The following is a 26,577-nucleotide window of genomic DNA, read 5'->3' as shown; positions in this document are numbered from 1 at the left end:
GAATCATGGGCGGGTGACCATCGACCTGATCCCCGGTCGCGGCGTCCGGCCGCCCGCACCGCTGCCCGAACCGGCCTTCGGCCTCGGCAGGGCGGAGCTGCTGAGGCTCTTCGCCCCGCACGGGGACGTGCTGCCGGACGGGTTGAGCGACACCTTCGTCTGCGGCACGGTCTGGGCCCTGTCCTTCAACCTCCCCGGGCTCACCGTCACCCTCTGCGCCAGGAACCCCGGCCGCTTCGAGGAACTGGAGGAGCCGGAGGAGGCGTACGGCCTCGATGTCGTCTTCATCTCCCGCAACCCTCACGACGACCGCCCGCCCTGCCCGGTCGGCCTGTACGGCGTCGACGTCTTCGGCTGGCCGGCCCACGAGGTGGTCGAAGCCCTGCGCGCCGAGGGACTGGCCCTGCCCGACCTCGCCCCGGGCCACGGCGCCGTCCGGCACGGTCCGCTCCACCTCCACCGCCAGGGCTCGGCGCCACGCCCGCCCACAGCCGGACGAAAGGCGCGCCACGAGCCGCCGTTCACCTTCGGCGCCGTCTCCCTGAGCGCCGCCGACCCCTCGGATCCGGACACCCGGCGAGGCCGCGCCGCCGCCCGGTGACCGGAATCTGACGTCGCGTCAAATCCGGGGAGGCTTCACCGATCATTCACCCGCCTCGACGGAACCGCCGTGCCCCGCGGGGGCGTTGGTGACAGCGGGAGGGATACTGACATGACAAGGAAGCCTTACCGGTTGGCCGCCGCCGCGCTGGTGCTGCTCGTGGCCGCCCCGTTGTTCACCGCCTGCAAGAACGCCGACGACGCCCTGGACTGCGGGAAGCGGGCCATCAGCCTCACCGGCGATGTCCAGGACCTCATGGACTCGGCCACCAACGTCGGCCAGATCACCGACACCGACCGCCGCCGGCACACGCTCGACGCACTGCGGAAGATCGTCGACGACGTGAAGAAGCTCCACCACGACGGGGACGGGAAGCTCAACTCCGCCACCGACAAGCTGTCCAAGGCGCTCGACTCCGCCATGAACAAGGTCTCCAAGGGCGAGACCCCCGACTACGGGGCGATCCGCGACGCCTCCGGTGACGTCACCAAGGCCTGCGCCGGCTGACCTGCGCCGGACCCGCCCTGACCCTGCGCCACCCCGCACAGACCGCACGGACCCGCACAGACCGCACCGACCCGCACGGACCCGCACCGCCCCGCTCCCGGACGTGCCCGAGGCACGGCCGGGAGCCACCTCCGGAAGTCCCCCCGGAAGTCCCCCCGGGAGCCCGTCCGACGCGCGGACGGCCTGTCGCCGCCCTCCGCCCGCCCGGAGACGGTAGGAATGGGCTCCGGACCGACCCGCACCCCGGAGGCACCGGTGAACCACCCGATCCTCGACCAGATCCAGGCCCTGCGCGCCGAGTTGGCGCCCGGCGACGCCGAACCCGCCCTGGTCACCGCATTCGCCGCCGGCCGGGCCCCGAGCTCGGCCCTGGCCGAACTCGCCGCCCAGCAGCACCGGATCATCACCTCGGACCGCCGCAGCCTCCTCTACCTGGCCGCCCGCTGCGCCGACCAGCCCCTCGGCGCCTGGTTCGCGACCCTGGCCGACGGCGAGAGCGCCGCCCTGCGCACCCTGCCCGCCCTCGCCGACGCCACGGGCCTCGACCCCGACACCCTCGGCGAGCGCCCGCCCCTGCCGGGCTGCCAGGCGTACCCGGCCCACCTCGCCTGGCTCGCCCTCAACGGCCGGCCCGCCTCGGCCGCCGCCGCACTCGTCGCCAACTTCGCGGCGTGGGGCGGCTACTGCGCCACCGTCGGCCAGGCCCTGCGCACGCACTACGGCTTCCCGGCCGAAGCCTGCGCCTTCTTCGACTTCTTCGCCCAGCCCGCCACCGAGCTGGAGCAGCAGGCCTCCGACGCCCTCGGCCCCGACCCCCTGGACCCGGCCACGGTGGCCACGGCGCGGGAGTACGGACTGCTGCTCCAGGCCTACGAGCACCTGTTCTGGGACACCCTCGAAGCCGCGGCCCGCTGAAGCCCCGGCACGGGAGAGGGAGCCCGGCCCGACCCGCCACGGGGTCGGGCCGGACCGTCATGCCTGCCAGTGCGGCTTCCCGCTGACCATCCGGCAGGTGATGACCCGCCCGGCCGCGTCGTGGGTGTTCTTGCCGAGGTCGCCGTTGCGGCAGAACTGACCCGCCTCGTAGCAGTTCCCGGCGTTGGAGCGGATCTCGCAGGCGCCCCCGGCGGCGGCCTCCGTGTGCTGGGGCTCGGCGTCGGTGGGCGGCTTGGCCGCGGTCACCTTCGACTGCGGCGCGGCCGGGGCCGGAGCCTTGGTGGCCGAGGGCTGCGCCGCGGACGGCTCGGCGGGCGCGGGCGCTACCGGCGCCGTGGTGGCGGGCGCGACGGGCGTGGCAGGCGCGGCGGCCGAAGTCGTGCGCGCCGCAGGGGTGGTGACGGCCGCCGAGGAGGCGGCCGTCGTCGCGCCGTCGCTCGGCGACGGATCGCAGGCCGCCAGCGCCAGGGCGACGGCGAGCACCGCGCCGAGCCGGCCGAGCAGCCCGGATATCCGTGAAGACATGGAGGAGAACGCTCCGTTCCGTGTGGGTGAGGCGTGTGATTCAAGCAGAGCGCGCACACCGGTCGGACACGGAAGCGGCATCCGTTGACGGATCGAGATCTTCCGAACACGGCGGATTGCCAAGGGCGTTGCGGAGGAAATCGGCGAGGGAGCGGCAACGGCTACGGCGAGGGTCGGTCCGAGGGGTACAGCGCCCGAGGGGTACGGCGCCCAAGGGGCACAGCACCCGAGGGGTATAGCGCCCAAGGGGTATAGCGCCCGAGGGCGGGGCGTTTCGACAAGTTCCGGCCGTCGCGGCGCGGTGGCTACGGTTCCGGCAACCCCCACCCGAGCGAGGAGATCCCCCATGCTCCGCTTCCGTGCGCTCACGGCCGCCGCCGCCCTCGCGGGCGTCGTGCTGACCGCCGCTCCCGCCATCGGCGCCCCGGCCCCCACCACCGGCGCTGACGAACCGTCCATCGCCGCCGCCCTGTCCGCCCCGGCCGGTCGGGCCCCCGCCGCACCGCCCGCCCTGCTGCGGGCCTACGAGCGCGACCTCGGCCTCTCCCCGCAGGCCGCCGGCGCGCGCCTCGCCCACGAGGCCCGGGCCACCCAGGTGCGCGAGGCCCTCGCCCGTACGCTGCACGGCAGTTGGGCCGGCGCCTGGCTGGAGGGCCGGGACGCGACCCTGGTGGTGGCCACCACCGACGCCTCCGCCGCCCGGGCCGTCACCGCCCACGGCGGCCGGGCGAGCCTCGTCCGCCACACCCTCGCCGTGCTCGACGGTGCCAAGCAGGCGCTCGACCGGGCCTCCGACGCCTCCTCGCCCGGGGCGACGCCGCTCTGGTACGTGGACGTCAGGGCCAACACCGTGGTGGTGCAGTCCACCGACGACGCGCGGACGGAAACGTTCCTGCGGCAGTCCGGCGTGGACCGCGCGCTGGTCCGCGTCGAGCGGGCCACCGCCGCGCCGCGCCCGCTCGCCGACCTGCGCGGCGGCGACGCGTACTACATCGACAACGCCGCCCGCTGCTCCATCGGCTTCCCCGTCACCCAGGGCGGACAGCCCGGCTTCGTCAGCGCCGGCCACTGCGGCCAGCCCGGCTCCAACGCCACCGACGCCTCCGGCTACTCGATCGGCACCTTCCAGGGCTCGACCTTCCCCGGCAACGACTACTCCTGGGTCGCGGCCGGAGCCGACTGGACGGCCCAGCCGCAGGTCGACGACTACGCGGGCGGCGTCGTGACGGTCGCCGGCTCGGCCGAGCAGTCGGTCGGCGGCTCGGTCTGCCGCTCCGGCTCCACCACCGGCTGGCACTGCGGCACCGTCCAGGAGCTCGACGCGACCGTCAACTACGCCGAAGGCAGCGTCTACGGCCTCACCCGCACCACGGTCTGCGCCGAACCGGGCGACTCCGGCGGGTCGTTCATCTCCGGCAACCAGGCCCAGGGCGTCACCTCCGGCGGCTCCGGCGACTGCTCCTCGGGCGGCGAGACGTACTTCCAGCCCGTCAACCCGATCCTCAGCGTCTACGGCCTCACCCTCGCCACCGGCTGAGCCTCGCCATCGGCTGACCTCGCCGTCGGCTGACCTCGCCGTCAGCCGACCGCCTGTCAGCAACCTGTCAGCGACGCAGCCCCGCCGTCCGGCGCTCGAACACCTCCGGCCGGGCGGTCTCCACGGCGGTGGAGACCGCCCCGAGGAGCACCGCGTCCTCCCCCAGGAGGCTCGCGGCGAGCGCCGGACGCAGCGGGGTGAGCCGGTGCAGGGCCTGCTCCAGGGGCTCCAGCAGCAGGTCCGCGCTGGCGCCGAGACCTCCTCCGAGCACCACCACGTCCGGGTCGACCACCGCCGAGAGCACCGCCACCGCGTAGGCGAGCCGCTCGGCCTCCCCGAGCACGGCCTGCCGCGCCGCCGCGTCCCCGGCGCGGGCCCGCTCGAAGACCCGCTGCGCCGTGACGCGCCCGGCGGTGCCCTCCATCCCGAGGTCCAGCGCCGCCCGCACCACCGCCCCCGCGGCCGCCTCCTGCTCGATCGTCCTCGGCCCGCGCTCCTCGCCCTCCTCACCCGGCCGCGGCGGCAGCGGCGGCAGCGGCACCAGCCCGATCTCGCCGAGCGCGCCGTGGGCCCCGAGCAGCAGCTCTCCGTCCCTGACGACGCCCACCCCCAGCCCGGTGCCGACCAGCAGGTAGGCGAACATCCGGCTGCCCCGGCCGGCGCCGAGGGTGTACTCGCCCAGGGCCGCGAGGTTGGCGTCGTTGGCCACCGACACCTCCGTCCCCAGAGCGGCCCCGATCCGGTCGAACAGTCCGGGCCGCCCCCACCCCGGCAGGCTGGTGGCGAAGCGCACGCCCCGCCGCTGCTCGTCCCAGACCCCCGGGGTGCCGATGACCGCGTGCACCACGTCCCCGGCCGTCAGGCCCGCCTCCTCGATCGCCTCCCGCGCGGCGGCGACCACCGCGTCCGCGACGGCGTCGGCCGTACGTCCCCGGTTGGCGACGGAACGCCGGGCCACCACCGTCCCCGCCAGGTCCGCGACCGCCACCCGCAGCCGGGCCCGGCCGATGTCCACGCCGAGCACGTGCCCGGCGCCCGGCTCCACCTCGTACAGCACGGCGGTACGGCCCCGCTCGGGCGCGACCAGCCCGGCCTCGCGCACCAGCCCGGCCCGCTCCAGCTCCGCCAGCGCGGCGGAGACGGTCGGCTTCGACAGCCCGGTGTCCCGCGCGAGCTGCGCCCGGGAGGAGCCGCCGCCGGTGCGCAGCAGCTCCAGCAGCAGCCACTCGTTGTTGCTGCGCAGCCGCTGCCGGTTCCACGGCACCACCGGGGCCCCCGTCTGCGGGTGGCGGGTCATCGGTTCCTCCCGGTCATCGCTTCCTCGCGGCCATCGCTTCCTCGGGGCCCGGGAGTACCGCCGACAGCCGCCGGTCGTACGGGGCCCGGATGATCGCCGCTCAGTATGACCGGCGATCATGCGCTCTCCACCACCGCCTGCCCCGGCCGTGCAACGCGTACGCAGAGTGCGGACGCGGAGTGTTACAACACTGCCTCCGAGCAGTCAAACTTTGACTCTCATCCGGGCGCGGCGCGCCCGGGCGCGTGATCATTGACCCATGCAGTTCCGGCACCGAAAACGACGCGGCGCAGCCTCGGGCCCGCGCTCCCTGGCGGAGACGGCCGCAGCCCTCGCCGCCACCCTCGGTTCGACCGCGGAGGGTGACCGAAGCAGTGGTCCGGACCTCCTCCTCGACGTCCTCGCCGACGCCCCCGTCGGCCTGGCCCTGCTCGACGAGCGGCTGCGCTGGCAGTACCTCAACCCCGCCTTCACCGCCGCGACCGGGCTGCGCCGCGCCGACCTGCTGGGCCGCCGGGCCGAGGCCACCGCCTTCGCCGGTTCCGTCCCGCTCCTGCGCGGCGTCCTCGCGGACGGCCGGGACCGCGAGGACCGCACCGGCGGCCCCGAGGGCGCGGGCCCGCCCGTCCCGCCGGGCCTGCGGCTGCGCTACCGGGCGCTGCGCCGCGCCGGGCGGGCCGTCGGGCTGGTCGTCGCCGTCCTGGACGAGGCGGCGCCCACGAACCGGCCCGCCCCGGCCCACGCGCGGCTCGCGCTGCTGGAGGCCGCCGACGAGCGGATCGGCACCACCGCCGACCTGGGCACCACCTGCGCCGAACTCGCCGCCTTCGCGGTGGACGGCCTCGCCGACCTCGCCGTGGTGGACGTCCTGCCGCCCGAGGCCGAGCCGTCCCGCCCCGGCCGGGGCGTCCCCCGGCGCCTGCTCCGCGCCGCCGTCGACACCGGCCCCACCCTGCCGAAGGCCACGCGAGGCCTGCCGCAGCAGGGCGAAACGGTCCGCCACCCCGAGGGCTCCGCCGCCGACCGCGTGCTCGCCACCGGCGTCGCCGCCCTCACCACCCCCGGCCCGCAGGACACCCTGCCCGCCGAGGCCGCCTCCGTGCTCGTGCTGCCGCTGACCGCCCGGGGCCGCCTCGTCGGCCTGCTCACCCTGGGCCGTACCGCCGCCTCCCCCGCCTACACCCCGGGGGACGCCGACCTGTTCGGCGCCCTCACGGCGCGGGCCGCCATCGGCATCGACCACGCCCGGCACTACGCCCGCTCCCAGGGCATCGCCCTCGAACTCCAGCGGGCCCTGCTGAGCGAGCCCGGCAATCCGCACCAGAACCTCACCCTGGCCTCCCGCTACCTGCCCTCCGGCAGCAGTTCGGTGGTCGGCGGCGACTGGTACGAGACGGTGCGGCTGCCCTTCGGGCGCACCCTGCTGGCCATGGGCGACGTGATGGGGCACGGGGTCGAGGCCGCCGTCGACATGAGCCACTACCGCTCGGCGCTGCGCGACATCGCCGGCATGGACCTGCCGCCGCACCGCATCCTGCGCCAGCTCGACACCCTCATCTCCGGCGACGAGACCGCCCGCCCCGCGACCTGCCTGCTGGCCCTCGCCGACCCCGGTCGGGGCCGCTGGACCCTCTCCAGCGCGGGCCACCTGCCGCCCGCCCTCATCGCGCCCGACCGCCCCACCGAACTGCTGCGCATCCCCACCGGGCCGCCGCTGGGCACGGGCCTGTGCGGCTACGAGCAGACCACCCACCCGCTGCTGGACGGGCAGACGCTGCTCCTCTACACGGACGGCCTGGTGGAGCGCCGCGGCGAGGACATCGACACCTCGCTGGAGCGGCTCGCCGACCTGCGCCTGCCCGCCACGGGCGGCCTCGACGAGCTCCTCGAGGCCGCCCTGAAGGGGCTGGCCGGCGGGGCGGCCGAGGACGACATCGCCCTCCTCGCCGCCCGGCCCGCGCCTCGGGGCTGAACCCTCTTCGGCCTACGGCGGCTCTCGGCCGCGTCTGTCGGCCGCGTCTGTCGGCCGCGTCTCTCAGCGGCGGCCGAAGATCCGCTTCGCGATGTGGACGATGCCCCAGATCAGCAGGATGACCAGCAGGATCAGGAGGATGACCACGACGAGGAGGAACTTGCCGAGCTTGGCGAAGAAGCCGGACTTCTTCTTCTCCTTGGCCGCGAGGTGCACGGCGGCGTTCTCGCTCCGGCCGGCCTTCACCGTCTCGACGGTCCCGACGGCGCCCTGGGCGCTCTGGGCGCTCTGGGCGCTCTGCCCGCCGTTCCCGGCGACAGCCCCCGCGACGGCCGCCGGCCTGGCCGCGGCCACCGCCGTCGCGCTCGACGCCACGACGGTCAGACCGACGGCGGCCAGCAGTGCCACCAGGGCGCCGGCTATCGAACGTGTGATCCGATCAAGTGGTTTTCTCATCTGCACCTTGTATGCTCCAGTGAAGTTTTACACCGATGTAAAAGTTTAGCGATGGGCCCGCCAGGCTCGGCCGCGGCCCCCGCCACGCAGGCCCCACCGCTCATCCGGGGGTTCCGTGGCAACTGTGGAGGATGACGACGTGTCTGGTCGCCGGGGTTCCCCCGCACCCGAGAATCCGCCGACCGACTCCGGCGGCACCCGGGCAGACCGCCGCAAAGCGGACAAAGGCGGCGGGGGCGGCGGCCGTGCCAAGCCCAAGCCCAAGCGCAGCACCAAGCAGAAGGTCCTCTGGGTGACCGCCGGCTGCACCGCGCTGCTCGTCCTCGCCGGCGGCGCCGTCTACTACCGCCTGAACAGCAACATCACCACCTTCGACGGCGACGCCCTCAGCAAGGACCGCCCCGAGGCCGCGGCCCCGGACGCGCAGGGCCGCACCCCGGTGAACGTCCTGCTGATCGGATCCGACAGCCGCGGCAACGGCAACAACGACCTCGGCGGCGGCGGGGACGGCGGTGCCCGCTCGGACACGGCGATCCTGCTGCACGTCTACGCCGACCACAAGCACGCCGTGGGCATCTCCATCCCCCGCGACTCCCTGGTCACCGTCCCGTCGTGCAAGCTCCCCAACGGCAAGTGGACCAAGGAGCAGCCCAACGCGATGTTCAACAGCGCCTTCTCGGTCGGCGACACCGAGCAGGGCAACCCGGCCTGCACCCAGAACGCCGTGGAGAAGCTGACCAACCTGCGCGTCGACCACACCATCGTCGTGGACTTCAACGGCTTCGCCTCGATGACCAAGGCCGTGGGCGGCGTCGAGGTCTGCCTGCCCTCCGACATCCACGAGGGAGACCTCAACCCGAACCTGGGCAGGAAGGGCAAGCTGCTCTTCGCCAAGGGCAAGCAGAAGGTCGAGGGCCAGGCCGCGCTCGACTACGTGCGGGTGCGCCACGGCATAGGCGACGGCTCCGACATCGGCCGCACCAAGCGCCAGCAGGCGTTCATGTCCTCCCTGATCAAGCAGGTCAAGTCCGGCGGCATGGACCCGACCACCCTGCTGCCGCTGGCCGACGCCGCCACCCGCTCGCTGACCGTCGACCCGGGCCTCGGCTCGGCGGCCAAGCTGATGTCCTTCGCGATGTCGATCAAGGACGTCGACCTGCACGACATCAAGTTCCTCACCACGCCGTGGCGTTACGAGGGCCCCCGCGTCGCCCTCGTCCACCCCGACGTCGACCAGCTGTGGGCCGCGCTCAAGGCGGACCGCACCATCGACGGCCAGGACGCCAGCGCGCAGTCCCCCGCCGCCGGCGGCACGGCCGAGCCCACCGCCCCCGCCGCCCAGACCGTGCCGAGCCCGCCCGCTCCCGCGGACCCGAAGGCCGCCGAGGTGAAAGTCACCGTCCTCAACGGCAGCGGCGCGACAGGCGTGGGCGGCAAGGCCGCCGAGACCCTCAAGGGCGCCGGCTACACCGTCGCGAGCGTGGGCAACGCGCCCGGCAAGAGCCGGGCGACCACGGTCGTCGAGTACGGCACCGGCGAGAAGAGCGCCGCCGAGGCGCTGGCCAAGCTGTTCCCCGGCGCCTCCGTCCAGCCGGGCGGGGCCGCGAAGGGCGTCAGCGTGGTCCTCGGCCACGACTACGCCGCCGCCAACCCGGGCGCCGGCGCCACCGGTTCCACCCCCGGCGCCCCGGCCGCCCCGGCGCCGCTGCCCACCAGCGTGGCGAGCGCGGCCCGCTCGGCGGACGACGACCCCTGCGCCAACATCTCGTACGGCTGAGGGCCGGGTATCCGCCCGGACACGACCGCGGGGCGCCACCCCGGACTTCCGGTGGCGCCCCGCAGTCGCTTCCAGGGCTCGCGGTCAGAGCTCCGGGTCAGAGCTCCGGCTCAGAGCTCCGGCTCAGCGCCTGGTGCCGCAGGACGGGCAGAACGCCGAGCCCTCCGGGACGTCCTTGTGGCACGACGTGCACTGGACGGGCTGCGCCAGCCGGAAGCCGCAGCCCGGGCAGAACGGCGTGCCGTGCGTCTCGGTCTGGCACTGCGGACAGACCAGCTGGCGCGGGGTGTTGACGTCGAACTCCGCGCCCGCCGCCTGCCCGGCCTTGAACGCCCGCTCGGAGACGGCGTCGTTGAGCCCGCGCCGCTGGGCCGCCAGCGCCTCGGCGGCGGTGTCCGGGGCGCAGGTGAAGCAGAGGCCCTGGTCGGCGTTGAAGCAGCGGCCGCACACGTAGGTGGTGCAGCGGCCGCAGCGGTTGAAGTGGTTCTGGGCGTTCTCGATCGCGCGCTGGAAGGCGGCGTCGCGCGAGGTGCCCCAGGTCTGGCCGGCGAGGCCGTCCGCCGCGTTGCTGATCGTGTTGGCGTTGCCGCCTATGAGGTTCCACGCGGCGCTGACGCCCTTGCCGAGCCATCCGGCCACCTGACCCGTGGTGAACCGTTCGAACGGGGACCGCCAGGTGTCGGAGCAGCGGTAGCAGTAGAACTCGAACTGGAAACCCGCCCCGGTGCCGTACTGTTCGCACAGGTCGCGGTAGTTGCTGCTGAAGTTGATCTCGGAACTCACGTCGTCCCCGGAAAGTGGAGGGTTGCCTGATCGGCGGTCGCTCCCAGGGACGATAGGGCTCACCGAACGGTTCCGCCAAGAACCTTCCGTACGGGGGGTGTTCACGAACCACCGCTCCGGATGACGAAGGGCCCGTTCCGGAACCCTTCAGAGCCCGGACAGCGGCAGGATCAGCACCGTCGACGGGTCGAACCGCCGCCAGTGGGCCGGCTGGCCGCTGCGGGCGATCCGCAGGCGGCACCAGTGCTCGCCCGTGCCGTCGTGCCACCAGCCGCTGATCCGTCCCGGCGCCCAGGTGCCGTCACCCAGGTCCACCTCGACCGGCCGGTAGTCCCACTCGACGCCCGGGTCGTCCGCCCCCGGGCCCGCGCCGCCGCCCGGCGGGTCGCACCAACTCTCCGTCACGGCCCGCACACTACAGCGGCGTAGAGCACGGCGGAGGCGGTTCCGCCGATTCCGGATGCCGTCGGGCACCGGGTGCGTTGCCGGTCTCCAGGTGCCCGCCGGTCCCGGCTGCCGTCGGCCACGAGTACGTCGGCCACGGATGCGTCGGCCACGGATGCGTCGGCCACGGGTGCCCGCTCAGCGGCCCCGCGAGGCGTCCTTCCGGGCGCGGCGCCGGCGCCACAGCGCGACCGGCACCACCGCCGCCAGGGCGGCCGCCTCCGGGCCCGCGGGCGCCCCCACCGGGGCGGCCGAGCCGCCGGGCGCGTCCGGCACCCTGTCGAAGGTCGGGGGAACGGGCAGGGTGGACCAGTTCGAGATGGGCCAGGCGACGACGAAGGCCCGTCCGACGACGTCGTCCACCGGCACGAAGCCGTCCCCGGTCTCGTTGTGGTGCGGGCGCGAGTCCCGCGAGTCGTCGCGGTGGTCGCCCATCACCCAGAGCTTGCCCTTGGGTACGGTCACGGTGCCCACCGGGTCGTTGTCGCAGGGCTTGGCGCCCGGGTGGACGTACGGCTCGTCCAGCGCCACGCCGTTGACCTTCACCGGGCTGCCCGCCTTGCACTCCACGGTGTCCCCACCGACCGCGACGACCCGCTTGATGAGATCCTTCTCGTCCCCCGAGGGCATCAGGCCGATGGTGCTCAGCACCTTCTGCACGTCCCGGCCGAACGAACTCCCGGAGCCGGGCGGCGAGCCCTCCAGCCAGCCGCCCGGATCGTGGAAGACCACCACCTCGCCGCGCTCGGGCTCGGCGCCGAACCAGGGGGTGAACTTGTCGACCAGCACCCGGTCGCCCTTGGACAGCGTCTGCTGCATGGAACCGGAGGGGATCGAGAACGCCTGCACGAAGAAGGTCTTGATGCCGAGGGCGAGCAGCACGGCGATCACGACGAGGATCGGCAGCTCCTGCCAGAACGTCAGCTTCCGGCGTGGCCTGCGTTCTCCGGCGCTCTTCGCGCCGCCGCCCTCGTCCGGTTCCGTGCTCTGCCGCACACTCATTCCCTCGGCCCCTCCCGACGGCCCGACGGGAGGCCCGGAACGGGCGACCCCCTTGTCGGGGAACGAACCTACCGAACAGAGGTTCCCGGCCGCGCGCGGACGTGGATCCGCTCGCCTTGCGGCCCGAACAGGCTGAGGAACTCCACCGGTTGGGGGCCGGCGTTGCCGAAGGCGTGCGGGGTGCGGGTGTCGAACTCGGCGGCCTCGCCCGCCGCGAGCACCAGGTCGTGCGGGCCGAGCACCAGCCGCAGCCTGCCGGAGAGCACGTACAGCCACTCGTAGCCCTCATGCACCTTGAGCTCCAGGTCGGGCCCGGTGCCCTTGCCGGGCGGGACGATGTGCTTGTACGCGTGCAGGCCCCCGAGGTGACGGGTGAGCGGCACGATCGTCTGGCCGTTCCTGGTCACCGGGCGCGGGTGGACGCGCGGGTCCCCGGTGGCCGGGGCGCCGACGAGCTCGTCCAGCGGCACCCGGTACTCCCGGGCCAGCGGCAGCAGCAGTTCCAGGGTGGGCCTGCGCTGGCCGGACTCCAGGCGGGACAGCGTGCTGAGCGAGATCCCGGTCGCGGCGGACAGTTTGGCGAGCGTGGTGCCGCGCTCGCGGCGCAGCGCCCGCAGCCGGGGGCCCACCGTGGTCAGGACGTTGTCGAAGTCTTCGTCGGCCATGCCGTCAATTCGCCGGGACGGCAAGGGGGGTTGTCAATCCGGCACACCGGTGACGCTGCCGGGGGTCGCCGCACGGGCGAGGCCCGTGCGGCCGGCTATCCGTCAAATTCCTTGACATGACGGATGGTTGGCCAGCTCAACGATGGCGGGGCGGCATCCTGGTTAAGCTGCGGACATGACTGTTTCTGGGACACGCACCGCTGTCGTGGTCGGCGGGGGCCTGGCCGGCCTGATGGCGGCCTGGGCCCTGCGGGGGTTCGCCGATCGGATCATCGTGGTGGAGCGGGACCGCTACCCGGAGGGCCTGGCGTACCGCCCCGGGGTTCCGCAGGCCCGGCACGCGCACCTGGTGATGGACGCCGGGCACCGCGCACTGGAGGAGATGATGCCCGGCATCAGGCGGCAGCTGACCGACGCCGGGGCCGAGTTCGTCTCCGCCACCCGTGACCTGCGGTGGCTCAGCTCGGCCGGGTGGATGGCCGACTACGACCCGGCGTCGCTCTCCTTCCTCTGCTGCACCCGGCCGCTGCTGGACAGGGTGGTGCTGGACCGGGTCCGCGCCGACGGGTCGATCGAGTTCCTCGAGGGCACCGAGGTCGTCGGCCTGCTCGGCTCGTCCCGGGCCGTGACGGGCGTGAGGATCCGGACGCGCGGGGCCTCGGACGGCGCCTCGGGCGGCGTCGGCGGCGGCGGCAACGGTGTCTCAGACGGCGCCTTGGACGGTGCCTTGGACGGTGCCTTGGATGACGACGGCGTCGGCGGCGGACGTTCCGCTGGAGTTCGTGCCGTCGAGGAGATCCGCGCCCAGCTGGTGGTGGACGCGACCGGGCGCCGCGCCACGACCCCCGCCTGGCTGGCCGAACTCGGCTGCCCGCCCGTGCCCGAGGAGCAGGTGGACGCCGGGGTCGCCTACGCCACCCGCCTCTTCCACCGCCCGCCCGGTTTCGACCCCGGCTGGAAGTCGGCCTACGTCCAAACCGCCGCGCCCCACATCAAGACCCTCGGGGTGCTGATCCCCATCGAGGGCGACCGCTGGATCGTCGGCCTCGGCGGCATGCGCGGGGCCGAGCCGGAGCCGGGCGAGGAGGGCTACGACAAGCTCCTGACCGAGCTGCGCCACCCGATCCTGAGCGAGGCCCTGCGCGAGGCCGAGCCGGCGACCGAGGTCCGCGGCTTCCGCCCCGGCCCGAGCGTGCGCCGCCACTACGAGCGGAGCCCGGTGCAGGGCCTGCTCGTCACCGGCGACGCCGCGACCTCCTTCAACCCCGTGTACGGCCAGGGCATCACCGTCGCCGCGTTCTCCGCCCGCGCCCTGCGCCGCAGCCTGGTGCGGCGCGGCGACCTCGGACCGGCCACCGTGCGGGAGGCCCAGCGCGGGATCATGGAGGCGTCCAAGGCCCCCTGGATGATGTCCAGTTCCGAGGACGTGCGCTTCCCCGCCACCACCGGAGGCCCCAGCGGTGCGCTGATCCGGCTCCAGCACCGCGCCCTCGACCGGGTCCTGGCCGCCGCCACCCACGACCCCGTGGTCACCTCGGCGTTCCACGAGGTGCTCGCCATGGCCTCGCCCCCGAGCGCACTGCTGCGCCCGAAGGTCCTCGCCGGCATCCTGCGCGGCTGAGCGTCCCGGCCGCCGCCTCCCCCGGGCGTCCCCGGACCTCTCCGGGCCTCGCCAGGCCTGTCCAGGCCTCTCCGGAGAGGCGGCGGCCGCCGTTCGCGCACCTGCCCACGTGCCCCGAAAATTCGGGTGCGCCCGATCCGGGCGCCCGCTAGCGTGACCCGCATGTCTACGCCCCGAATCTCCTAGCCGACGGACCCACTCCCACGCCACCCGTGTGTCCATCCGCTGTTTCGGAGCGTTATCCCATGATCACCACCCGTGGTGTCGACGTGCGCGTCGGCGCCCGCCTCCTGCTGTCCGACGTCACCCTGCACATCGCCCCCGGCGACCGGATCGGCCTGGTCGGCCGCAACGGCGCCGGCAAGACCACCCTGCTCGCCACCCTCGCCGGCCAACTGCCGCCCGCCGCCGGGGCGGTCACCCACACCGGCCCCGTCGGCCATCTCCCGCAGGACTCCCGGGCCGCCGACCCGGCCGTCACCGTCACCGACCGCATCATGTCCGCCCGGGGCCTGGCCGACGCCGTCCGCGCCCTGCGCGCCGCCGAGGAGGCGATGGCCCGCGCCGACTCGCCCGCGCTGGAGCGCCGGGCCATGGACGCCTACACCCGCGCCGAGGCCCGGTTCCAGTCCCGGGGCGGCTACGCGGCCGAGGCGGAGGCCGCCCGGGTCGCGGCCGGCCTCGGGCTGCCCACCCGCGTCATGGACCTGCCGGTCGGCACGCTCTCAGGCGGCCAGCGCCGCCGCGTCGAGCTGGCCCGCATCCTCTTCGCCGAGCAAGGCACCCTGCTGCTGGACGAGCCCACCAACCACCTCGACGCCGGCTCCGTCGCCTGGCTGCGCGGCTTCCTCGCCGCCCACCAGGGCGGCCTCGTCCTGATCAGCCACGACCTCGCACTGCTGGAGCACACCGTCAACCGGGTCTTCCACCTCGACCCGCAGCGCGCCGCCATCGACGTCCACAACACCGGCTGGCGGGCGTACCTCGCCCAGCGCGCGGCCGACGAGCGCCGCCGCACCCGGGAGCGGGCCAACGCCGAACGCAAGGCCGCGTCCCTCCACGCCCAGGCCGACCGCATGCGCGCCAACGTCGCCACCGCGACCAGCGCCCGCAGCATGGCCCGGCGGGCGGACCGGATGCTCGCCGCACTCGAACCGGTCCGCCAGGCCGACCGCACCGCCCGCATCCGGCTGCCCGAGCCCGCCCCCTGCGGGCGGATGCCGCTGGGCGCGATCAGCCTGACGAAGTCCTACGCCGGCCGGCCGGTGCTGACGGGCCTCGACCTGGCCGTGGACCGGGGCAGCCGGCTCGTCGTCCTAGTGCTGCGTCAGGCAACCTTCGCCCCGTCGCGACGCCCGGCACGCACTCTCGCCGCACCGGCCGAAAGCCCAAGTACGTCCAGTACGAGGGCTTCCGGCCGGCACGCCGAGAGCACGCACCGAACGCCGCTCCTTGACGGGCAAAGGTTGCCTGACGCAGCACTAGGCCACAACGGGGCCGGCAAGACGACCCTGCTGCGCATCCTCGCCGGCCACGAGACCCCGGACTCCGGCCGCGTCGTCCCCGGCCCGGGCCTGCGCCTGGGCTACTTCGCCCAGGAGCACGACACGCTCGACCCGCAGCACACCGTCCGCGACAACCTCGCCCAGGCCGCACCCCACCTCGGCGACGGCGAACTCCGCCGCGTCCTCGGCGCGTTCCTGTTCCGGGGCGACGACGCCGACAAGCCCGCCTCGGTCCTCTCCGGCGGCGAGAGGACCAGGCTCGCCCTGGCCGGACTCGTCCACTGCGGCGCCAACGTCCTGCTCCTCGACGAGCCGACCAACAACCTCGACCCGGCCTCCCGCACCGAGGTCCTGGCCGCGGTCGGCTCCTACCCGGGCGCCATCGTGATGGTCACCCACGACCCCGACGCCATCGCATCCCTCCGCCCCGACCGCGTACTCCTCCTCCCCGAGGGCGACGAGGACCTGTGGCAGGACTCGTACCTGGGCCTGGTCTCCCTCGCCCGATGCCCCACGAATGCCCCACGGAAGTCCGCTCGTCGCCGTTCCGGAAGCGAGACGAGAATGCCCCATGACGAACGTCCGGCCCGCCCGGGCGAACGCCCATCGGGCCCGCCACTCCCCCGCCCCGCCTTCACCGGAGACCTCGACCCGATGACCGACTCCTCACTCCTGGGCCGCTTCTACGACGAGTTCGCACCCGGCTACCACCTCCTCTACCCGGACTGGGACGCCTCCCTCGCTCGCCAGGGCGCCGCGCTGGACACCCTGATCCGCTCACACCTCGGCGACCGCCCCGCCGAGGTGCTGGACTGCGCCTGCGGCATCGGCACCCAGGCGATCGGCCTCGCGGCCCAGGGCCATCGCGTCACCGGCACCGACCTCAGCCCGATCGCCGCCGCCCGCGCCACCACGGAGGCCGCCCGGCGCGGCCTCCGCCTGCCCACCGCCGCCGCGGACATGCGCCGACTCCCGTTCCCGGAGGGCCGGTTCGACGTGGTCGTCTGCGCCGACAACGCGCTGCCGCACCTGCTCACCGCCGAGGACGTCCGCGCCGCCCTCGCCGAGATGCACCGGGTGCTGCGCCCCGGCGGCCTGCTGCTCGTCAGCACCCGCCCGTACGACGAGCTGCGCCGCTCCCGGCCCGCCTCCACCGCGCCGCAGACCGCCGAGTACGACGGCCGCCGGTCCGTGATCTTCCAGCTCTGGAGCTGGCACGAGGACGGCGAACGCTACGACCTGGAGCTGTTCCGCCTGGCCCCGGACGAGACCGACACCTGGCAGGTCTCGGTCGGCCGCTCCACCTACTGGGCCCTCACCTCCCAACAGTTGACGGGTTTCGCCGAGGGGTGCGGGTTCACCGGGGCTTCCTGGGAGCAGCCCGAGCACACCGGTTTCTTCCAGCCCCTCCTGATCGCCCGGACGACCTGAGCCTCCGGCTCCCTCCTTCACGTCGCGCAGCCGCTTCCGGACCTTCCGGGAGCGGCCGCGCGCTTTCGCCTGCCCTCACCTCGTTCGCGAAGATCGCGAGCAAGGCCGGGGTCTCCAGCGTGCGGATGATCTCCTACCACCTCTCCGACAAGGAGGACCTCTTCCAGGCCGTCGTCGACACCGTCCAGGAACGGGCGCGCGCCTTCATGCAGCCGCGCATCCGGGCCCACCGCGAACCGGCCGCGATGCTGGCCGCCCACATCGAGTCCAACCTCGACTTCATCGCGGAACACCCCGTCGAGGTACGGGCGTTGGTCGACGTCCTCGCCAACGCCCGCCAGGAGGACGGCAGCCCGATGGTCAGCACCTCCGACTTCGGCACCCCCACCGCCCTGCTCGTCCGGCACCTCCTCGACGGCCAGCGCAGCGGCGCCTTCCGCCCGTTCGACGCCGAGGCCATGGCCGCAGCCGTCCGGGCGTCGCCCGCGGCGCCCACCTGCGCGCCGCCGAGTACCTGTCCCTCGCCCTGTTCTCCGTGCTCGGCAGCGACCGTCCGACCGACGAACCGGCGGTCTTCGCCGAGATGCGCACCAGCTGGCACCGCGCCGGCGAACTCCTCGACCCACCCGTCCAACAGCTGTCGATCCCCTACGAGGACATCGGGCTACCGGCGTACCTCCTTTCCCCTCCGGGCCGGCCCCTGCGCCGACCCACGCTGATCCTCGTCAACGGCAGCGACGCCCAAAGCGTCGACCTCACGATCGAACGCTTCCGCTGCGACGACGTGGCCCACCTGGTCACCTGCCCGACCCTCGTCCTCGGCTACGAGACCGAGGCGATGATCCCGGGCCAGGGCTCCCGGCTCTTCGACCTCCTCCGCTGTCCGAAACGGCACATCGTCCTGACCGCCGACCAGGGCGCCGGCGACCACTGCGCTCCCATGGCGCCGCAACTGCGCAACGGGATCGTCCGCGACTGGCTGGAGCAGGCCCTCGCCTGACCGCCCGTCGGTCAGGCGAGGCCACTCGCCCCGCACCAGGCCGACCGCCGCCCGCTCAGGTCTCCCGCTGCGGGTGGTAGTCGGCCTCCGGTATCCCGAAGGTCCAGGCGACGCCGGCCCTCGCCGTACGGGTGCTCGGCGGGACGCGAAGCCAGTACGTCCGGAAGGTGCCGTCGGGCTCCGCGGTGGAGTTCACCACCTCGACCATCACCACCGGCTCGTCGTCCGGCAGGACGATCCGCCACAGCACCCCCGTCTCGTCGCGGTCGATCGGCTCGGCGCCGGAGTCGGCCAGGTAGCGCTCGTATCCGTAGTGCTCCAGCAGGACGCGGCGCAGCTCCGCGTTCTCCTCGGTGCGGATCCGCTCGACGCTGACCTCGGCCAGGCCCGCCAGGAACTCGGCGGGTACGGGCATGCCGCGCCAGGCGTGCAGGGCGAAGCCGTCCGGGTACTCGACGGCGGGCCCGTCCGCCCGGTCGAGCCGCCCGGCCTCGTCCCGGTGCAGGGCGAGGGGGCGTTCGCTGATCAGCACCACGTCCTGGTAGGGCCACCACCAGCCCGCCTCGCGCGCCGTCGCGATCAGCGGCGCCACGGGTTCGGCGGCCGCTCCCGCGGCCTCGAAGGCGGCGAACCAGGGTGCGTCGTGCTGGCCGCGCACCGCGTCGAGCAGGGCGAGCCGCACGACGGTACGACGCGCCCGGGCCTCCTCGACGGCCTCGTCCGGGTCCTCATCCCGGTCCGCCTCGGGGGCGAGCCGGTCGAGGACGGCGTTGCGGAGGCGGTCGGCGAGCGGGGTGGTGACCGGGCCGAGCTCGCCGCCGGTCAGCGCCCAGTGCGCCGACCAGCCCGCCTGGCCGACCTCCTCGACGGCCCTGCGCCGGGCCGCCTCCCAGGGCAGGGTGCGCACGGCCTCGCGCACACTGACCGCGCCGGCCGCCCTCAGCTCCAGGGCCGCCTCGACCGCCGAGAGGGGCGAGCCGTGCCAGCGCACCTCGGCCGGCTCGGGCAGCCCGGCCTCCCGGTAGGCGGCCCGCACCGCGCTCTCGGCCGCCGCGCGGTCGCCCGGGCCGGTGGCCGAGGCCCTGGCCCGCCAGCGGGCCGTCACCTCGGCGTGCCGGCCCGCCTCCCGCGCGCCCGTGGTCTCCTCGGGGTTCACCGTCTGCATCGTCCGCTCCGTTCCCGGCCGGGCTCCCCGCCCGGCCGTCCGTTTCCGTTCCTCGCCCCGCTCCGCGCACCCTCGCGGACCGCCTCCGCCCGCCCCCGCCCGCCCCCGCCCGGCCCTCGCCACCGGGCGCGGCGGACGCGGCGGAGGTCAGTCCGCGACCACCCGCACCGCGCCCGGGGTGTACTCCCGCTGACGGACCACCCGGTACCACCCCTTGGGCAGCGGTATCGCGGCGTGCTCCTCGTGCACCACCCGCCCGCCCTCGGGCAGCCGCAGCCAGCCCGAGCCGAACGGCCCCGCCTCCCGGCGCAGTTCGCCGGGGCCGACCACGGCGTGCGCGTGGCCCGTGACCTCGCCGAGGGCGAGCACCATCCGGCCCCGCGCGTCCCGGGGCTGCGCGGGCAGGTCCAGCACCCTCGGCGGCACGGCGCCCTGCTCCACCGGCACGATCAGCACGTCTCCCTGGCGGTACATCGAGTCCTCCCTCGCCGTCCGACCGGACTCCGGCGGACACCGGACCCCCTGGCTCCGCACCGCCGTTCGCGGTGACTCTCCGGAGTCGATACGGAACATAGAGCATGGGTCTGACAACGCGCCCGGACGGCGACCCGGCCACCGGATTGTCCGTCCCTGCTGGTAGACAGTTGCTCGGCCCGGTCCACCGAAGGAGCAGCGCATGACCGTCAACCAGCATCTCGAGCAGTTCCACGGGCTCCCCGTCTTCGAGTTCGTCCCCGCCCTGGAGGAGGCCGAGGCGAACGGTGGCGCCGCCGAACTGCCCGGCCCGGACGGGGTCGCGTGGAAGGTCGGCCTGCACTACGAGAGCGAGCGGTCGTTCGTCGAGTGGTGGCAGCGCTTCCTGGACACGGTCGACACCGAGCGGGTCCGCGCGGTGGTCATCGGCCTGTGGGCCCCGGAGGAGCCCGAGGGCCTTCAGGGGGCGCTGGACGCGATCGTCGCCTCCGCCGGGCGGTTCCCCGCCCTGCGCGCCCTGTTCGTCGGCGACATCACCTACGACGAGTGCGAGATCTCCTGGCTCCAGATGTGCGACGTGACGCCGTTGCTGACGGCCTTCCCCGCGCTGAGGGAGCTGGTGATCCGCGGAGCCGCCGAGGACTGGGAGGGCAAGGGCGGGCTCGCGCTCCAGCCGGTGCGCCACGAGGCCCTCGAGGCGCTGCGCTTCGAGGCCGGCGGCCTGCCGGCCTCGGTGGTGCGCGCGGTGGCCGGCTGCGAGCTGCCCGCCCTGGAGCGGCTGGAGCTGTGGCTCGGCGTGGACGGCTACGGCGGCGACAGCACGATCGAGGACGTCAGGCCGTTCCTGGACGGCACGCGCTTCCCGAAGCTGCGCCACCTGGGCCTGCAGAACAGCGAGTTCCAGGACGAGATCGCCGCCGCGGTGGCGCACGCCCCGGTGGTCGCCCGCCTGGAGTCGCTCGCCCTGTCGATGGGCGTCCTGACGGACCAGGGCGCCGCGGCGCTGCTGGAGGGCCAGCCCCTCACCCACCTGCGCGCCCTCGACCTGCACCACCACTACCTGACCGAGGAGATGCAGCAGCGCCTGCGCCAGGCCCTGAACGGGGTCGAGGTGGACCTCTCCGAGGCCGGCAAGCCCGACGACCGGTGGCGCTACGTCGCCGTCGCCGAGTAGCCGCGACCGCATCAGCCGCCCCGCCCCCGTCCCTCCTCCGACCACGCCGACTGGAGCCGCCATGTCCGTTTCCCGCCACATCGAAGACTTCCACGGTCTGCCGATCCACGACTTCGCCCCCGAGCACGACGCCGACACCCGGCCCGCGCCCGGCGCGGCCGCCTGGCGGCTCGCGGTCGAGTACGACTCGAAGATCGACTTCGGCGAGCTCTGGCAGTCCTTCCTCGACACGGTCGACACCGCCGGGGTCCGCGCCCTCGTGATCGGCCCCTGGTGGCAGAACGGCTACGAGCCCGTCCGCGCCACGATGGAGACCGTCCTCGACGACGCCGAGCGCCTGCCCGCCCTGGAGGCGTTCTTCCTCGGCGAGGTGACGTACGACGAGTGCGAGATCTCCTGGCTCGAGATGACGGACGTCACCCGGGTCCTCACCGTGTTCCCGCAGTTGACCTCCCTGGTGGTGCGCGGCGGCACGGGCCTGCGCCTCCAGCCCCTGCGGCACGACGCGCTGAAGGCGCTGCGCTTCGAGGCCGGCGGCCTGCCCGCCCCCGTGGTGCGCGCGGTCTCGGCCTCCGAACTGCCCGCCCTGGAGCGGCTGGAGCTGTGGCTCGGCGTCGACGAGTACAACGGCGACACCACGATGGACGACCTCGCGCCCTTCCTCGACGGTTCGCGCCTGCCGAGGCTGCGCCACCTCGCGCTGGCCAACAGCGAGTTCCAGGACCAGATCGCCGCCGCCGTTGCCCACGCCCCCGTGGTCGCCCGGCTGGAGACGCTCGACCTGTCCATGGGCGTGCTCACCGACGAGGGCGCCACCGCGCTGCTGGAGGGGCAGCCGCTCACCCATCTGCGCGCCCTCGACCTGCACCACCACTACCTCAGCGAGGAGATGCAGCAGCGCCTGCGCGAAGCCCTGCCGGGCGTGGAGGTGGACCTCTCCGAGGACGAGAGCCACGAGGACGACGAGGACCGCTACGTCGCGGTCGCCGAGTAGGCGGGAGCAGGCACCATGACGCTGCGGCTGACCGTCCTCGGCAACCCCGGCCACCGGCGGGTCACACTGTTCGCCGCCGCGGCCCGGGCCGCGGGCCTGCCCGAGCCCGCCGTCCTGCCCTGGCTGGACGTGCTGCGCGGCCACGCCCGCCTGCCCGAGGCGGCTGAGGGCGTGCTGCTGCGCGTCGAGTCGCCCGGCGAGGAGCCCCGGGTCGACGAGTTGCTGCGCGGCCCGGTGCTCGGCCGCGGCTACGCGCCGACGCGGGTCGAGGGCACGGCCGCCTGGTACGCGGGGGTGACGGCGGCGCTGCGCGCCCTGGCGGCCCGCCCCGGCGTGCGGATGCTGGGCGATCCGGAGGAGATCGCGGTGATGTTCGACAAGCGCCGCGCCCACGCCCTGCTCTCCGCCGCCGACGTACCGGTGCCCAGGGCGCTGAGCGGCGAGGTGACGGGCTGGGAGCATCTGCGCGAGCGCCTGGCGGAGGCCGGGATGCGCCGGGTCTTCGTCAAGCCCGCGCACGGTTCCTCCGCCTCCGGGGTGATGGCCCTGGAGTTCGGCCCGCAGGGCCGGGTACTGGCCACGACCTCGGTCGAACTCGACGACGGCCGACTGCACAACTCGCTGCGGGTGCGCCGCTACAGCGAGGTCCGGGAGGTCGCGGCGATCGTCGACGCCCTCGCACCGGACGGGCTGCACGTCGAGCAGTGGGTGCCGAAGGCCGCGCAGTCCGGCCGTTCGGCGGACCTGAGGGTGGTGGTGGTCGCGGGCCGCGCCACCCACGTCGTCGTGCGCACGGCCGCCCAGCCGATGACCAACCTCCACCTCGGCGGCGCCCGCGGCAGTCTCGACCTGGCCCGGGAGGCGGCCGGCGCCTCTTGGCCGGCCATGCTGGAGACGGCCGAGCGTGCGGCCGCCTGCTTCCCCCGGTCGCCGATGGTCGGGGTCGACGTCCTGCCCACGGCCGGCTGGCGCAGGGCCCTGGTCGGCGAGGTGAACGCCTTCGGCGATCTGCTGCCCAACCTCACGGGCCTGCCCGGCGGCCCCGCCGAGGGCCTGGACACGTACGGCGCCCAGCTCGCCGCGCTGCTGCGCTCCACCCCGACGAACGACCGGAACCTGGAACCCGCCCGATGAACCACCGCACCGCCCCCTCGCCGCCGCCCGTCCCGTCCCCCGACATGAACGCCGACATGAACGCCGACATGAACGCCGTCGTGGGCAGCCACGACCTGCTGCTCGTCACCCTCGACACGCTCCGCTTCGACGTCGCCGAGGAGCTGGCCGCCGCCGGGCGCATCCCGAACCTCGCCGCCCACCTGCCCGGCGGCCGCTGGGAGCGCCGCCACGCGCCCGGCAGCTTCACCTACGCCTCCCACCAGGCCATCCTGGCCGGCTTCCTGCCCACCCCGGCCTCCCCCGACGGCCCACACCCCCGTCTGTTCGCGGCCCGCTTCGCCGGTTCGGAGAGCACCGCCCCGCGCACCTGGGTCTTCGACGCGCCCGACCTGCCCACCGCGCTCGCCTCGGCCGGCTACCGGACGGTGTGCATCGGCGGCGTCGGCTTCTTCAACAAGCAGGGCCCGCTCGGTTCCGTCCTGCCGGGCTTGTTCCAGGAGAGCCACTGGGAGCCCGGCATGGGCGTGCCCTCCCCGACCTCCTTCGAGCAGCAGGTCGCCCGCGCCGAGCGGGTCGCCGCCGAACAGCCCGCCGAACAGCCGCTGTTCCTCTTCCTCAACGTCTCCGCCCTGCACCAGCCGAACTGGTTCCACCTGCCCGGCGCCACCCGCGAATCGGGCGACTCCCGGGCCAGCCACGCCGCCGCCCTGGAGTACGTGGACGCCCACATCGGCCGCCTGTTCGCCGCGATGAGCGCCCGCCGCCCCTGCTTCGCGATCGTCTGCTCCGACCACGGCACGGCGTACGGCGAGGACGGCTACGTCGGGCACCGGATCGGCCACGAGGTGGTCTGGACCGTCCCGTACGCCCACTTCACCCTCCCCCACCGGCCCAGCGCCGCCGTCTCCGAGGAGGAGCGCGCATGACCACCGCACCCCCGCGCCCCGAGTCGCCGTACCAGTCGTACGTCTACGCCTACCCGCACAAGACCGCCTACCGGGCGCTGCCCGAGCGCCCGCCGCTGAGCGAGCTGTGGAACGGCGAGCCCCAGCACGCGCTCTCGCTCTACCTGCACATCCCGTTCTGCGAGGTGCGGTGCGGTTTCTGCAACCTCTTCACCCGCATCGGCAGCCCCGACGGCCTGGCCGGGGCCTACCTGGACGCCCTGGAGCGCCAGGCCCTCGCCGTCCGCTCGGCCCTGGACGAGGGCGCCCGCTTCGCGCTCGCGGCCTTCGGCGGCGGCACGCCGACGTACCTGACCGCCGCCGAGCTGGAGCGGCTGTGCGACATCGCCGAGCAGCGGATGGGCGCCGACCTGCGGGCGATACCGCTCTCGGTGGAGGCCTCCCCCGCCACCTCGACCGCCGACCGCCTGGAGGTGCTGGCCGCCCGCGGCACCACCCGGCTGAGCCTGGGCGTGCAGTCCTTCGACGACACCGAGGCCCGCTCGGCCGTCCGCCCGCAGAAGCGCGCCGAGGTCGAGGCCGCGCTCGGCCGCATCCGCGCCGCCGGATTCCCGGTGCTCAACATCGACCTCATCTACGGCATCGACGGCCAGACGGAGGCCAGCTGGCTCCGCTCCCTCGACGCCGCCCTCGCCTGGCGGCCCGAGGAGCTGTATCTCTATCCGCTGTACGTCCGCCCCCTGACGGGCCTGGCCCGGCGCGGCGAGCAGGAGACCCAGGCCGCCTGGGACGAACGCCGCCTCGCCCTGTACCGGTCGGGCCGCGACCACCTGCTCGCCCACGGCTACGAGCAGGTGTCCATGCGGATGTTCCGCCGCGCCGCCTCCCCGCAGGCCGGGGCGAGCGAGTACGCCTGCCAGACGGACGGCATGATCGGGCTGGGCTGCGGGGCCCGCTCCTACACCTCCCGGCTGCACTACTCCTTCGACTACGCGGTGAACGCCACCGAAGTGCGCGCCATCATCGACGAGTACGTGGCCACCGACGACTTCCACCACGCCCGCCACGGATACCCGATGAACCCCGAGGAGGCCCGCCGCCGCCACCTGGTGCAGTCGCTGCTGCAGGCCGAGGGCCTGCCACTGGCCGACTACCGCGCCCGGTTCGGCGCCTCGCCGGCCGAGGACTTCCCCGCCGAGCTGGCCCGGTTCGCCGAGCGCGGCTGGCTGGAGGACGACGCGCGGCGGCTGCGCCTCACGCCCGAGGGGCTGGCGCACTCCGACGCGATCGGCCCGGTGCTGTTCTCGCCCGAGGTGCGCGCCCTGATGGACGGGTACGAGGCGAAGTGACCTTCCTCGGCCTGCCGACCGTCGCCTCCGTGCCCGCCGTACCCGCCCTCACGCTCACGGACGGCCCGCGCGACCTCACCCTCCTCTACCGCGGCCCGCTCGCCTCCTGCGACTACGACTGCCCGTACTGCCCGTTCGCGAAGCGCCGCGACACCCCCGAGCAGCTGCGCACCGACCGGGCCGCACTGGAGCGCTTCACCGCCTGGGCGGCCGGCCGGGCCGGCACCGGGGACACCCTGGCCGTGCTGTTCACCCCCTGGGGCGAGGGGCTGGTCCGCTCCTGGTACCGGCGGGCACTGGTCGAGCTGAGCCGGCTCCCGCACGTGCGCCGGGTCGCGATCCAGACCAACCTGAGCTGCCGCACCGGCTGGCTCGCCGAGGCCGACCTCGACACCCTCGCCCTCTGGGTCACCTACCACCCCGGCCAGGTCGCCCGGGAGCGCTTCCTCGCCAAATGCCGCGAGCTGGACGCGCTCGGCGTGCGGTACAGCGTCGGCGTGGTCGGCCAGGCCGGGCACCTGGCCGAGGCCCGCCGGCTGCGGGCCGAGCTCGCCGAGGGCGTCTACCTGTGGGTCAACGCGGCCGAGGGCCGTTCGTACGACGAAGCCGAGGCTTCCGACTGGGCCTCGATCGACCCCCACTTCGCCTACAGCCGGCACGCGCACCCCAGCGCGGGCCTGCCCTGCCGCACCGGCGAGTCGGTGCTCTCCGTCGACGGCGACGGCACCGTGCGCCGCTGCCACTTCGTCCGCGAGGAGCTCGGCAACCTCTACGACGGCTCCTTCCGCGCCCGACTCGGGCCGCGCGCCTGCCCGTTGCCCGTCTGCGACTGCCACATCGGCTACGTCCACCTCGAGACGCTGCCGCTGTACGAGCTCTTCGGCGAGGGCGTGCTGGAGCGCGTCCCGCACGACTGGCCGGGCCGCTCCCACTCATCTGACGGAGAGTGAAAATCGGTTGCGGACGGGCCACTTGGTGTGGCAGCGTACGAACCACCTCGCCGGACCAGCACCTTGGAACCCTTGAGACCTCGGAAAGGAGGCCCCACGATGCCGAGCGTCATACGACCCGCCGCAGCGCCGGGCCTCATGCTGGGCGACACCCCGGCTCGCGCTTCGACGCGTGAGCCGCGCCTGCCCTGAGATCCACGCCCGCCACCTCCGCAGCGCTGTACGGCGACCCCACCGCCCATCTCCTCGTCGAACTGCTCTCGCGCCCCTCCGCACGTTCCCGCTCGACGGCGGCCGACGTCCGCACGGCCTGCCGAGCCGCCTACGGACCGCTCCTTGACAACAGCATCATGTCCCCGCGCGAACCCCTCGGGGCAGCCGACGCCACTGC

Annotated in this window: 25 protein-coding genes; 15 read left to right on the top strand and 10 right to left on the bottom strand. The window is 74.4% G+C overall.

Annotated features, from left to right (window positions below; genetic code table 11):
* The first annotated feature begins 13 nt into the window (after positions 1–13).
* The 3 genes from ACIBCA_RS20180 to ACIBCA_RS20170 all read left to right on the top strand — a co-directional run bounded on the left by ACIBCA_RS20180 (position 14) and on the right by ACIBCA_RS20170 (position 2,023).
* Complete coding sequence (locus ACIBCA_RS20180) at positions 14–601, top strand: hypothetical protein (RefSeq protein ID WP_396284294.1); 588 nt, start codon at positions 14–16, stop codon at positions 599–601.
* Between the two features lie 111 nt (positions 602–712).
* Positions 713–1,108, top strand: coding sequence for a hypothetical protein (locus ACIBCA_RS20175; protein ID WP_396284293.1), 396 nt, complete (start codon positions 713–715; stop codon positions 1,106–1,108).
* A 255-nt stretch (positions 1,109–1,363) separates the two neighbouring features.
* The gene (locus ACIBCA_RS20170) at positions 1,364–2,023 is read left to right on the top strand and encodes a transcriptional regulator (RefSeq protein ID WP_396284292.1); all 660 of its coding nucleotides are present in this window, start codon (positions 1,364–1,366) and stop codon (positions 2,021–2,023) included.
* A gap of 57 nt (positions 2,024–2,080) precedes the next feature.
* Here the strand turns inward: ACIBCA_RS20170 and ACIBCA_RS20165 are convergent, their stop codons facing one another.
* The gene (locus tag ACIBCA_RS20165) at positions 2,081–2,569 is read right to left on the bottom strand and encodes a hypothetical protein (RefSeq protein WP_396284291.1); all 489 of its coding nucleotides are present in this window, start codon (positions 2,567–2,569) and stop codon (positions 2,081–2,083) included.
* 346 nt (positions 2,570–2,915) lie between these two features.
* On the opposite strand from ACIBCA_RS20165, the gene ACIBCA_RS20160 reads away from it, so the two are divergent.
* Positions 2,916–4,106 (top strand): S1 family peptidase, encoded by a 1,191-nt coding sequence (locus ACIBCA_RS20160; protein WP_396284290.1) that lies wholly within the window; start codon positions 2,916–2,918, stop codon positions 4,104–4,106.
* A 67-nt stretch (positions 4,107–4,173) separates the two neighbouring features.
* Here the strand turns inward: ACIBCA_RS20160 and ACIBCA_RS20155 are convergent, their stop codons facing one another.
* Entirely contained in the window at positions 4,174–5,403 is a 1,230-nt protein-coding gene (locus tag ACIBCA_RS20155) for an ROK family protein (RefSeq protein WP_396284289.1), read from the bottom strand.
* Positions 5,404–5,662: 259 nt separating this feature from the next.
* Here ACIBCA_RS20155 and ACIBCA_RS20150 point away from each other — a divergent pair, with 259 nt between their 5' ends.
* Positions 5,663–7,375, top strand: a complete 1,713-nt coding sequence (locus ACIBCA_RS20150; protein WP_396284288.1) for a SpoIIE family protein phosphatase — start codon at positions 5,663–5,665, stop codon at positions 7,373–7,375.
* Between the two features lie 63 nt (positions 7,376–7,438).
* Here ACIBCA_RS20150 and ACIBCA_RS20145 read toward each other — a convergent pair whose 3' ends face one another.
* Positions 7,439–7,831, bottom strand: a complete 393-nt coding sequence (locus tag ACIBCA_RS20145) for a hypothetical protein (protein WP_396284287.1) — start codon at positions 7,829–7,831, stop codon at positions 7,439–7,441.
* A 139-nt stretch (positions 7,832–7,970) separates the two neighbouring features.
* Between ACIBCA_RS20145 and ACIBCA_RS20140 the strand changes: the two genes are divergently transcribed.
* On the top strand, positions 7,971–9,608 hold the full coding sequence (locus tag ACIBCA_RS20140) for an LCP family protein (protein WP_396284286.1): 1,638 nt from the start codon (positions 7,971–7,973) through the stop codon (positions 9,606–9,608).
* Between the two features lie 123 nt (positions 9,609–9,731).
* Here the strand turns inward: ACIBCA_RS20140 and ACIBCA_RS20135 are convergent, their stop codons facing one another.
* From ACIBCA_RS20135 to ACIBCA_RS20120, 4 genes are all read right to left on the bottom strand, one after another.
* Complete coding sequence (locus ACIBCA_RS20135; protein WP_396284285.1) at positions 9,732–10,391, bottom strand: zinc ribbon domain-containing protein; 660 nt, start codon at positions 10,389–10,391, stop codon at positions 9,732–9,734.
* Positions 10,392–10,538: 147 nt separating this feature from the next.
* Positions 10,539–10,796, bottom strand: coding sequence for a hypothetical protein (locus ACIBCA_RS20130; protein ID WP_396284284.1), 258 nt, complete (start codon positions 10,794–10,796; stop codon positions 10,539–10,541).
* Between the two features lie 177 nt (positions 10,797–10,973).
* On the bottom strand, positions 10,974–11,837 hold the full coding sequence (gene lepB / locus ACIBCA_RS20125) for a signal peptidase I (protein WP_396284283.1): 864 nt from the start codon (positions 11,835–11,837) through the stop codon (positions 10,974–10,976).
* Positions 11,838–11,905: 68 nt separating this feature from the next.
* On the bottom strand, positions 11,906–12,502 hold the full coding sequence (locus ACIBCA_RS20120) for a helix-turn-helix domain-containing protein (protein WP_396284282.1): 597 nt from the start codon (positions 12,500–12,502) through the stop codon (positions 11,906–11,908).
* A gap of 175 nt (positions 12,503–12,677) precedes the next feature.
* Here ACIBCA_RS20120 and ACIBCA_RS20115 point away from each other — a divergent pair, with 175 nt between their 5' ends.
* Positions 12,678–14,123 (top strand): NAD(P)/FAD-dependent oxidoreductase, encoded by a 1,446-nt coding sequence (locus ACIBCA_RS20115; RefSeq protein ID WP_396284281.1) that lies wholly within the window; start codon positions 12,678–12,680, stop codon positions 14,121–14,123.
* A 245-nt stretch (positions 14,124–14,368) separates the two neighbouring features.
* Positions 14,369–17,059 carry an ATP-binding cassette domain-containing protein gene (locus tag ACIBCA_RS20110; RefSeq protein WP_396284280.1) on the top strand — a complete coding sequence of 897 codons (2,691 nt, stop codon included), beginning with the start codon at positions 14,369–14,371 and terminating at the stop codon, positions 17,057–17,059.
* Positions 17,060–17,076: 17 nt separating this feature from the next.
* Here ACIBCA_RS20110 and ACIBCA_RS20105 read toward each other — a convergent pair whose 3' ends face one another.
* Entirely contained in the window at positions 17,077–17,466 is a 390-nt protein-coding gene (locus ACIBCA_RS20105) for a hypothetical protein (protein WP_396284279.1), read from the bottom strand.
* 128 nt (positions 17,467–17,594) lie between these two features.
* Between ACIBCA_RS20105 and ACIBCA_RS20100 the strand changes: the two genes are divergently transcribed.
* Positions 17,595–18,059 carry a hypothetical protein gene (locus ACIBCA_RS20100; protein ID WP_396284278.1) on the top strand — a complete coding sequence of 155 codons (465 nt, stop codon included), beginning with the start codon at positions 17,595–17,597 and terminating at the stop codon, positions 18,057–18,059.
* Between the two features lie 55 nt (positions 18,060–18,114).
* Here ACIBCA_RS20100 and ACIBCA_RS20095 read toward each other — a convergent pair whose 3' ends face one another.
* On the bottom strand, positions 18,115–19,224 hold the full coding sequence (locus tag ACIBCA_RS20095; protein ID WP_396284277.1) for a DUF6745 domain-containing protein: 1,110 nt from the start codon (positions 19,222–19,224) through the stop codon (positions 18,115–18,117).
* Between the two features lie 147 nt (positions 19,225–19,371).
* The gene (locus ACIBCA_RS20090) at positions 19,372–19,698 is read right to left on the bottom strand and encodes a hypothetical protein (protein WP_396284276.1); all 327 of its coding nucleotides are present in this window, start codon (positions 19,696–19,698) and stop codon (positions 19,372–19,374) included.
* Between the two features lie 202 nt (positions 19,699–19,900).
* Between ACIBCA_RS20090 and ACIBCA_RS20085 the strand changes: the two genes are divergently transcribed.
* The 6 genes from ACIBCA_RS20085 to ACIBCA_RS20060 all read left to right on the top strand — a co-directional run bounded on the left by ACIBCA_RS20085 (position 19,901) and on the right by ACIBCA_RS20060 (position 26,186).
* A complete protein-coding gene (locus ACIBCA_RS20085; protein ID WP_396284275.1) occupies positions 19,901–20,872 on the top strand; it encodes an STM4015 family protein in 972 nt (323 codons plus the stop codon).
* 61 nt (positions 20,873–20,933) lie between these two features.
* Positions 20,934–21,866: an STM4015 family protein gene (locus ACIBCA_RS20080; RefSeq protein ID WP_396284274.1), complete on the top strand. Its 933-nt coding sequence runs from the start codon at positions 20,934–20,936 to the stop codon at positions 21,864–21,866.
* A 15-nt stretch (positions 21,867–21,881) separates the two neighbouring features.
* On the top strand, positions 21,882–23,000 hold the full coding sequence (locus ACIBCA_RS20075) for an STM4014 family protein (RefSeq protein ID WP_396284273.1): 1,119 nt from the start codon (positions 21,882–21,884) through the stop codon (positions 22,998–23,000).
* A 68-nt stretch (positions 23,001–23,068) separates the two neighbouring features.
* A complete protein-coding gene (locus ACIBCA_RS20070; protein WP_396284454.1) occupies positions 23,069–23,908 on the top strand; it encodes an STM4013/SEN3800 family hydrolase in 840 nt (279 codons plus the stop codon).
* Positions 23,905–25,236 (top strand): STM4012 family radical SAM protein, encoded by a 1,332-nt coding sequence (locus ACIBCA_RS20065; RefSeq protein WP_396284272.1) that lies wholly within the window; start codon positions 23,905–23,907, stop codon positions 25,234–25,236. Before ACIBCA_RS20070 ends, ACIBCA_RS20065 begins: the two co-directional genes overlap by 4 nt.
* A gap of 29 nt (positions 25,237–25,265) precedes the next feature.
* On the top strand, positions 25,266–26,186 hold the full coding sequence (locus ACIBCA_RS20060) for an STM4011 family radical SAM protein (RefSeq protein ID WP_396284453.1): 921 nt from the start codon (positions 25,266–25,268) through the stop codon (positions 26,184–26,186).
* The last annotated feature ends 391 nt before the right edge of the window (positions 26,187–26,577 follow it).

It is taken from the genome of Kitasatospora sp. NPDC051170 (genome assembly GCF_044455705.1).
GTDB lineage: Bacteria > Actinomycetota > Actinomycetes > Streptomycetales > Streptomycetaceae > Kitasatospora.
The sequence above is the reverse complement of the archived record's forward strand: the minus strand, read 5'-3'. Positions and strand labels throughout refer to the sequence as shown.

Excerpts from the sequence above, each read along its gene's own strand:
- ACIBCA_RS20175 (WP_396284293.1), top strand. The coding sequence starts at position 713 with ATGACAAGGAAGCCTTACCGGTTGGCCGCCGCCGCGCTGGTGCTGCTC.
- ACIBCA_RS20165 (WP_396284291.1), bottom strand. The coding sequence starts at position 2,569 with ATGTCTTCACGGATATCCGGGCTGCTCGGCCGGCTCGGCGCGGTGCTC.
- ACIBCA_RS20160 (WP_396284290.1), top strand. The coding sequence starts at position 2,916 with ATGCTCCGCTTCCGTGCGCTCACGGCCGCCGCCGCCCTCGCGGGCGTC.
- ACIBCA_RS20155 (WP_396284289.1), bottom strand. The coding sequence starts at position 5,403 with ATGACCCGCCACCCGCAGACGGGGGCCCCGGTGGTGCCGTGGAACCGG.
- ACIBCA_RS20150 (WP_396284288.1), top strand. The coding sequence starts at position 5,663 with ATGCAGTTCCGGCACCGAAAACGACGCGGCGCAGCCTCGGGCCCGCGC.
- ACIBCA_RS20145 (WP_396284287.1), bottom strand. The coding sequence starts at position 7,831 with ATGAGAAAACCACTTGATCGGATCACACGTTCGATAGCCGGCGCCCTG.
- lepB (WP_396284283.1), bottom strand. The coding sequence starts at position 11,837 with ATGAGTGTGCGGCAGAGCACGGAACCGGACGAGGGCGGCGGCGCGAAG.
- ACIBCA_RS20120 (WP_396284282.1), bottom strand. The coding sequence starts at position 12,502 with ATGGCCGACGAAGACTTCGACAACGTCCTGACCACGGTGGGCCCCCGG.
- ACIBCA_RS20115 (WP_396284281.1), top strand. The coding sequence starts at position 12,678 with ATGACTGTTTCTGGGACACGCACCGCTGTCGTGGTCGGCGGGGGCCTG.
- ACIBCA_RS20110 (WP_396284280.1), top strand. The coding sequence starts at position 14,369 with ATGATCACCACCCGTGGTGTCGACGTGCGCGTCGGCGCCCGCCTCCTG.
- ACIBCA_RS20095 (WP_396284277.1), bottom strand. The coding sequence starts at position 19,224 with ATGCAGACGGTGAACCCCGAGGAGACCACGGGCGCGCGGGAGGCGGGC.
- ACIBCA_RS20090 (WP_396284276.1), bottom strand. The coding sequence starts at position 19,698 with ATGTACCGCCAGGGAGACGTGCTGATCGTGCCGGTGGAGCAGGGCGCC.
- ACIBCA_RS20085 (WP_396284275.1), top strand. The coding sequence starts at position 19,901 with ATGACCGTCAACCAGCATCTCGAGCAGTTCCACGGGCTCCCCGTCTTC.
- ACIBCA_RS20080 (WP_396284274.1), top strand. The coding sequence starts at position 20,934 with ATGTCCGTTTCCCGCCACATCGAAGACTTCCACGGTCTGCCGATCCAC.
- ACIBCA_RS20075 (WP_396284273.1), top strand. The coding sequence starts at position 21,882 with ATGACGCTGCGGCTGACCGTCCTCGGCAACCCCGGCCACCGGCGGGTC.
- ACIBCA_RS20070 (WP_396284454.1), top strand. The coding sequence starts at position 23,069 with ATGAACGCCGTCGTGGGCAGCCACGACCTGCTGCTCGTCACCCTCGAC.
- ACIBCA_RS20065 (WP_396284272.1), top strand. The coding sequence starts at position 23,905 with ATGACCACCGCACCCCCGCGCCCCGAGTCGCCGTACCAGTCGTACGTC.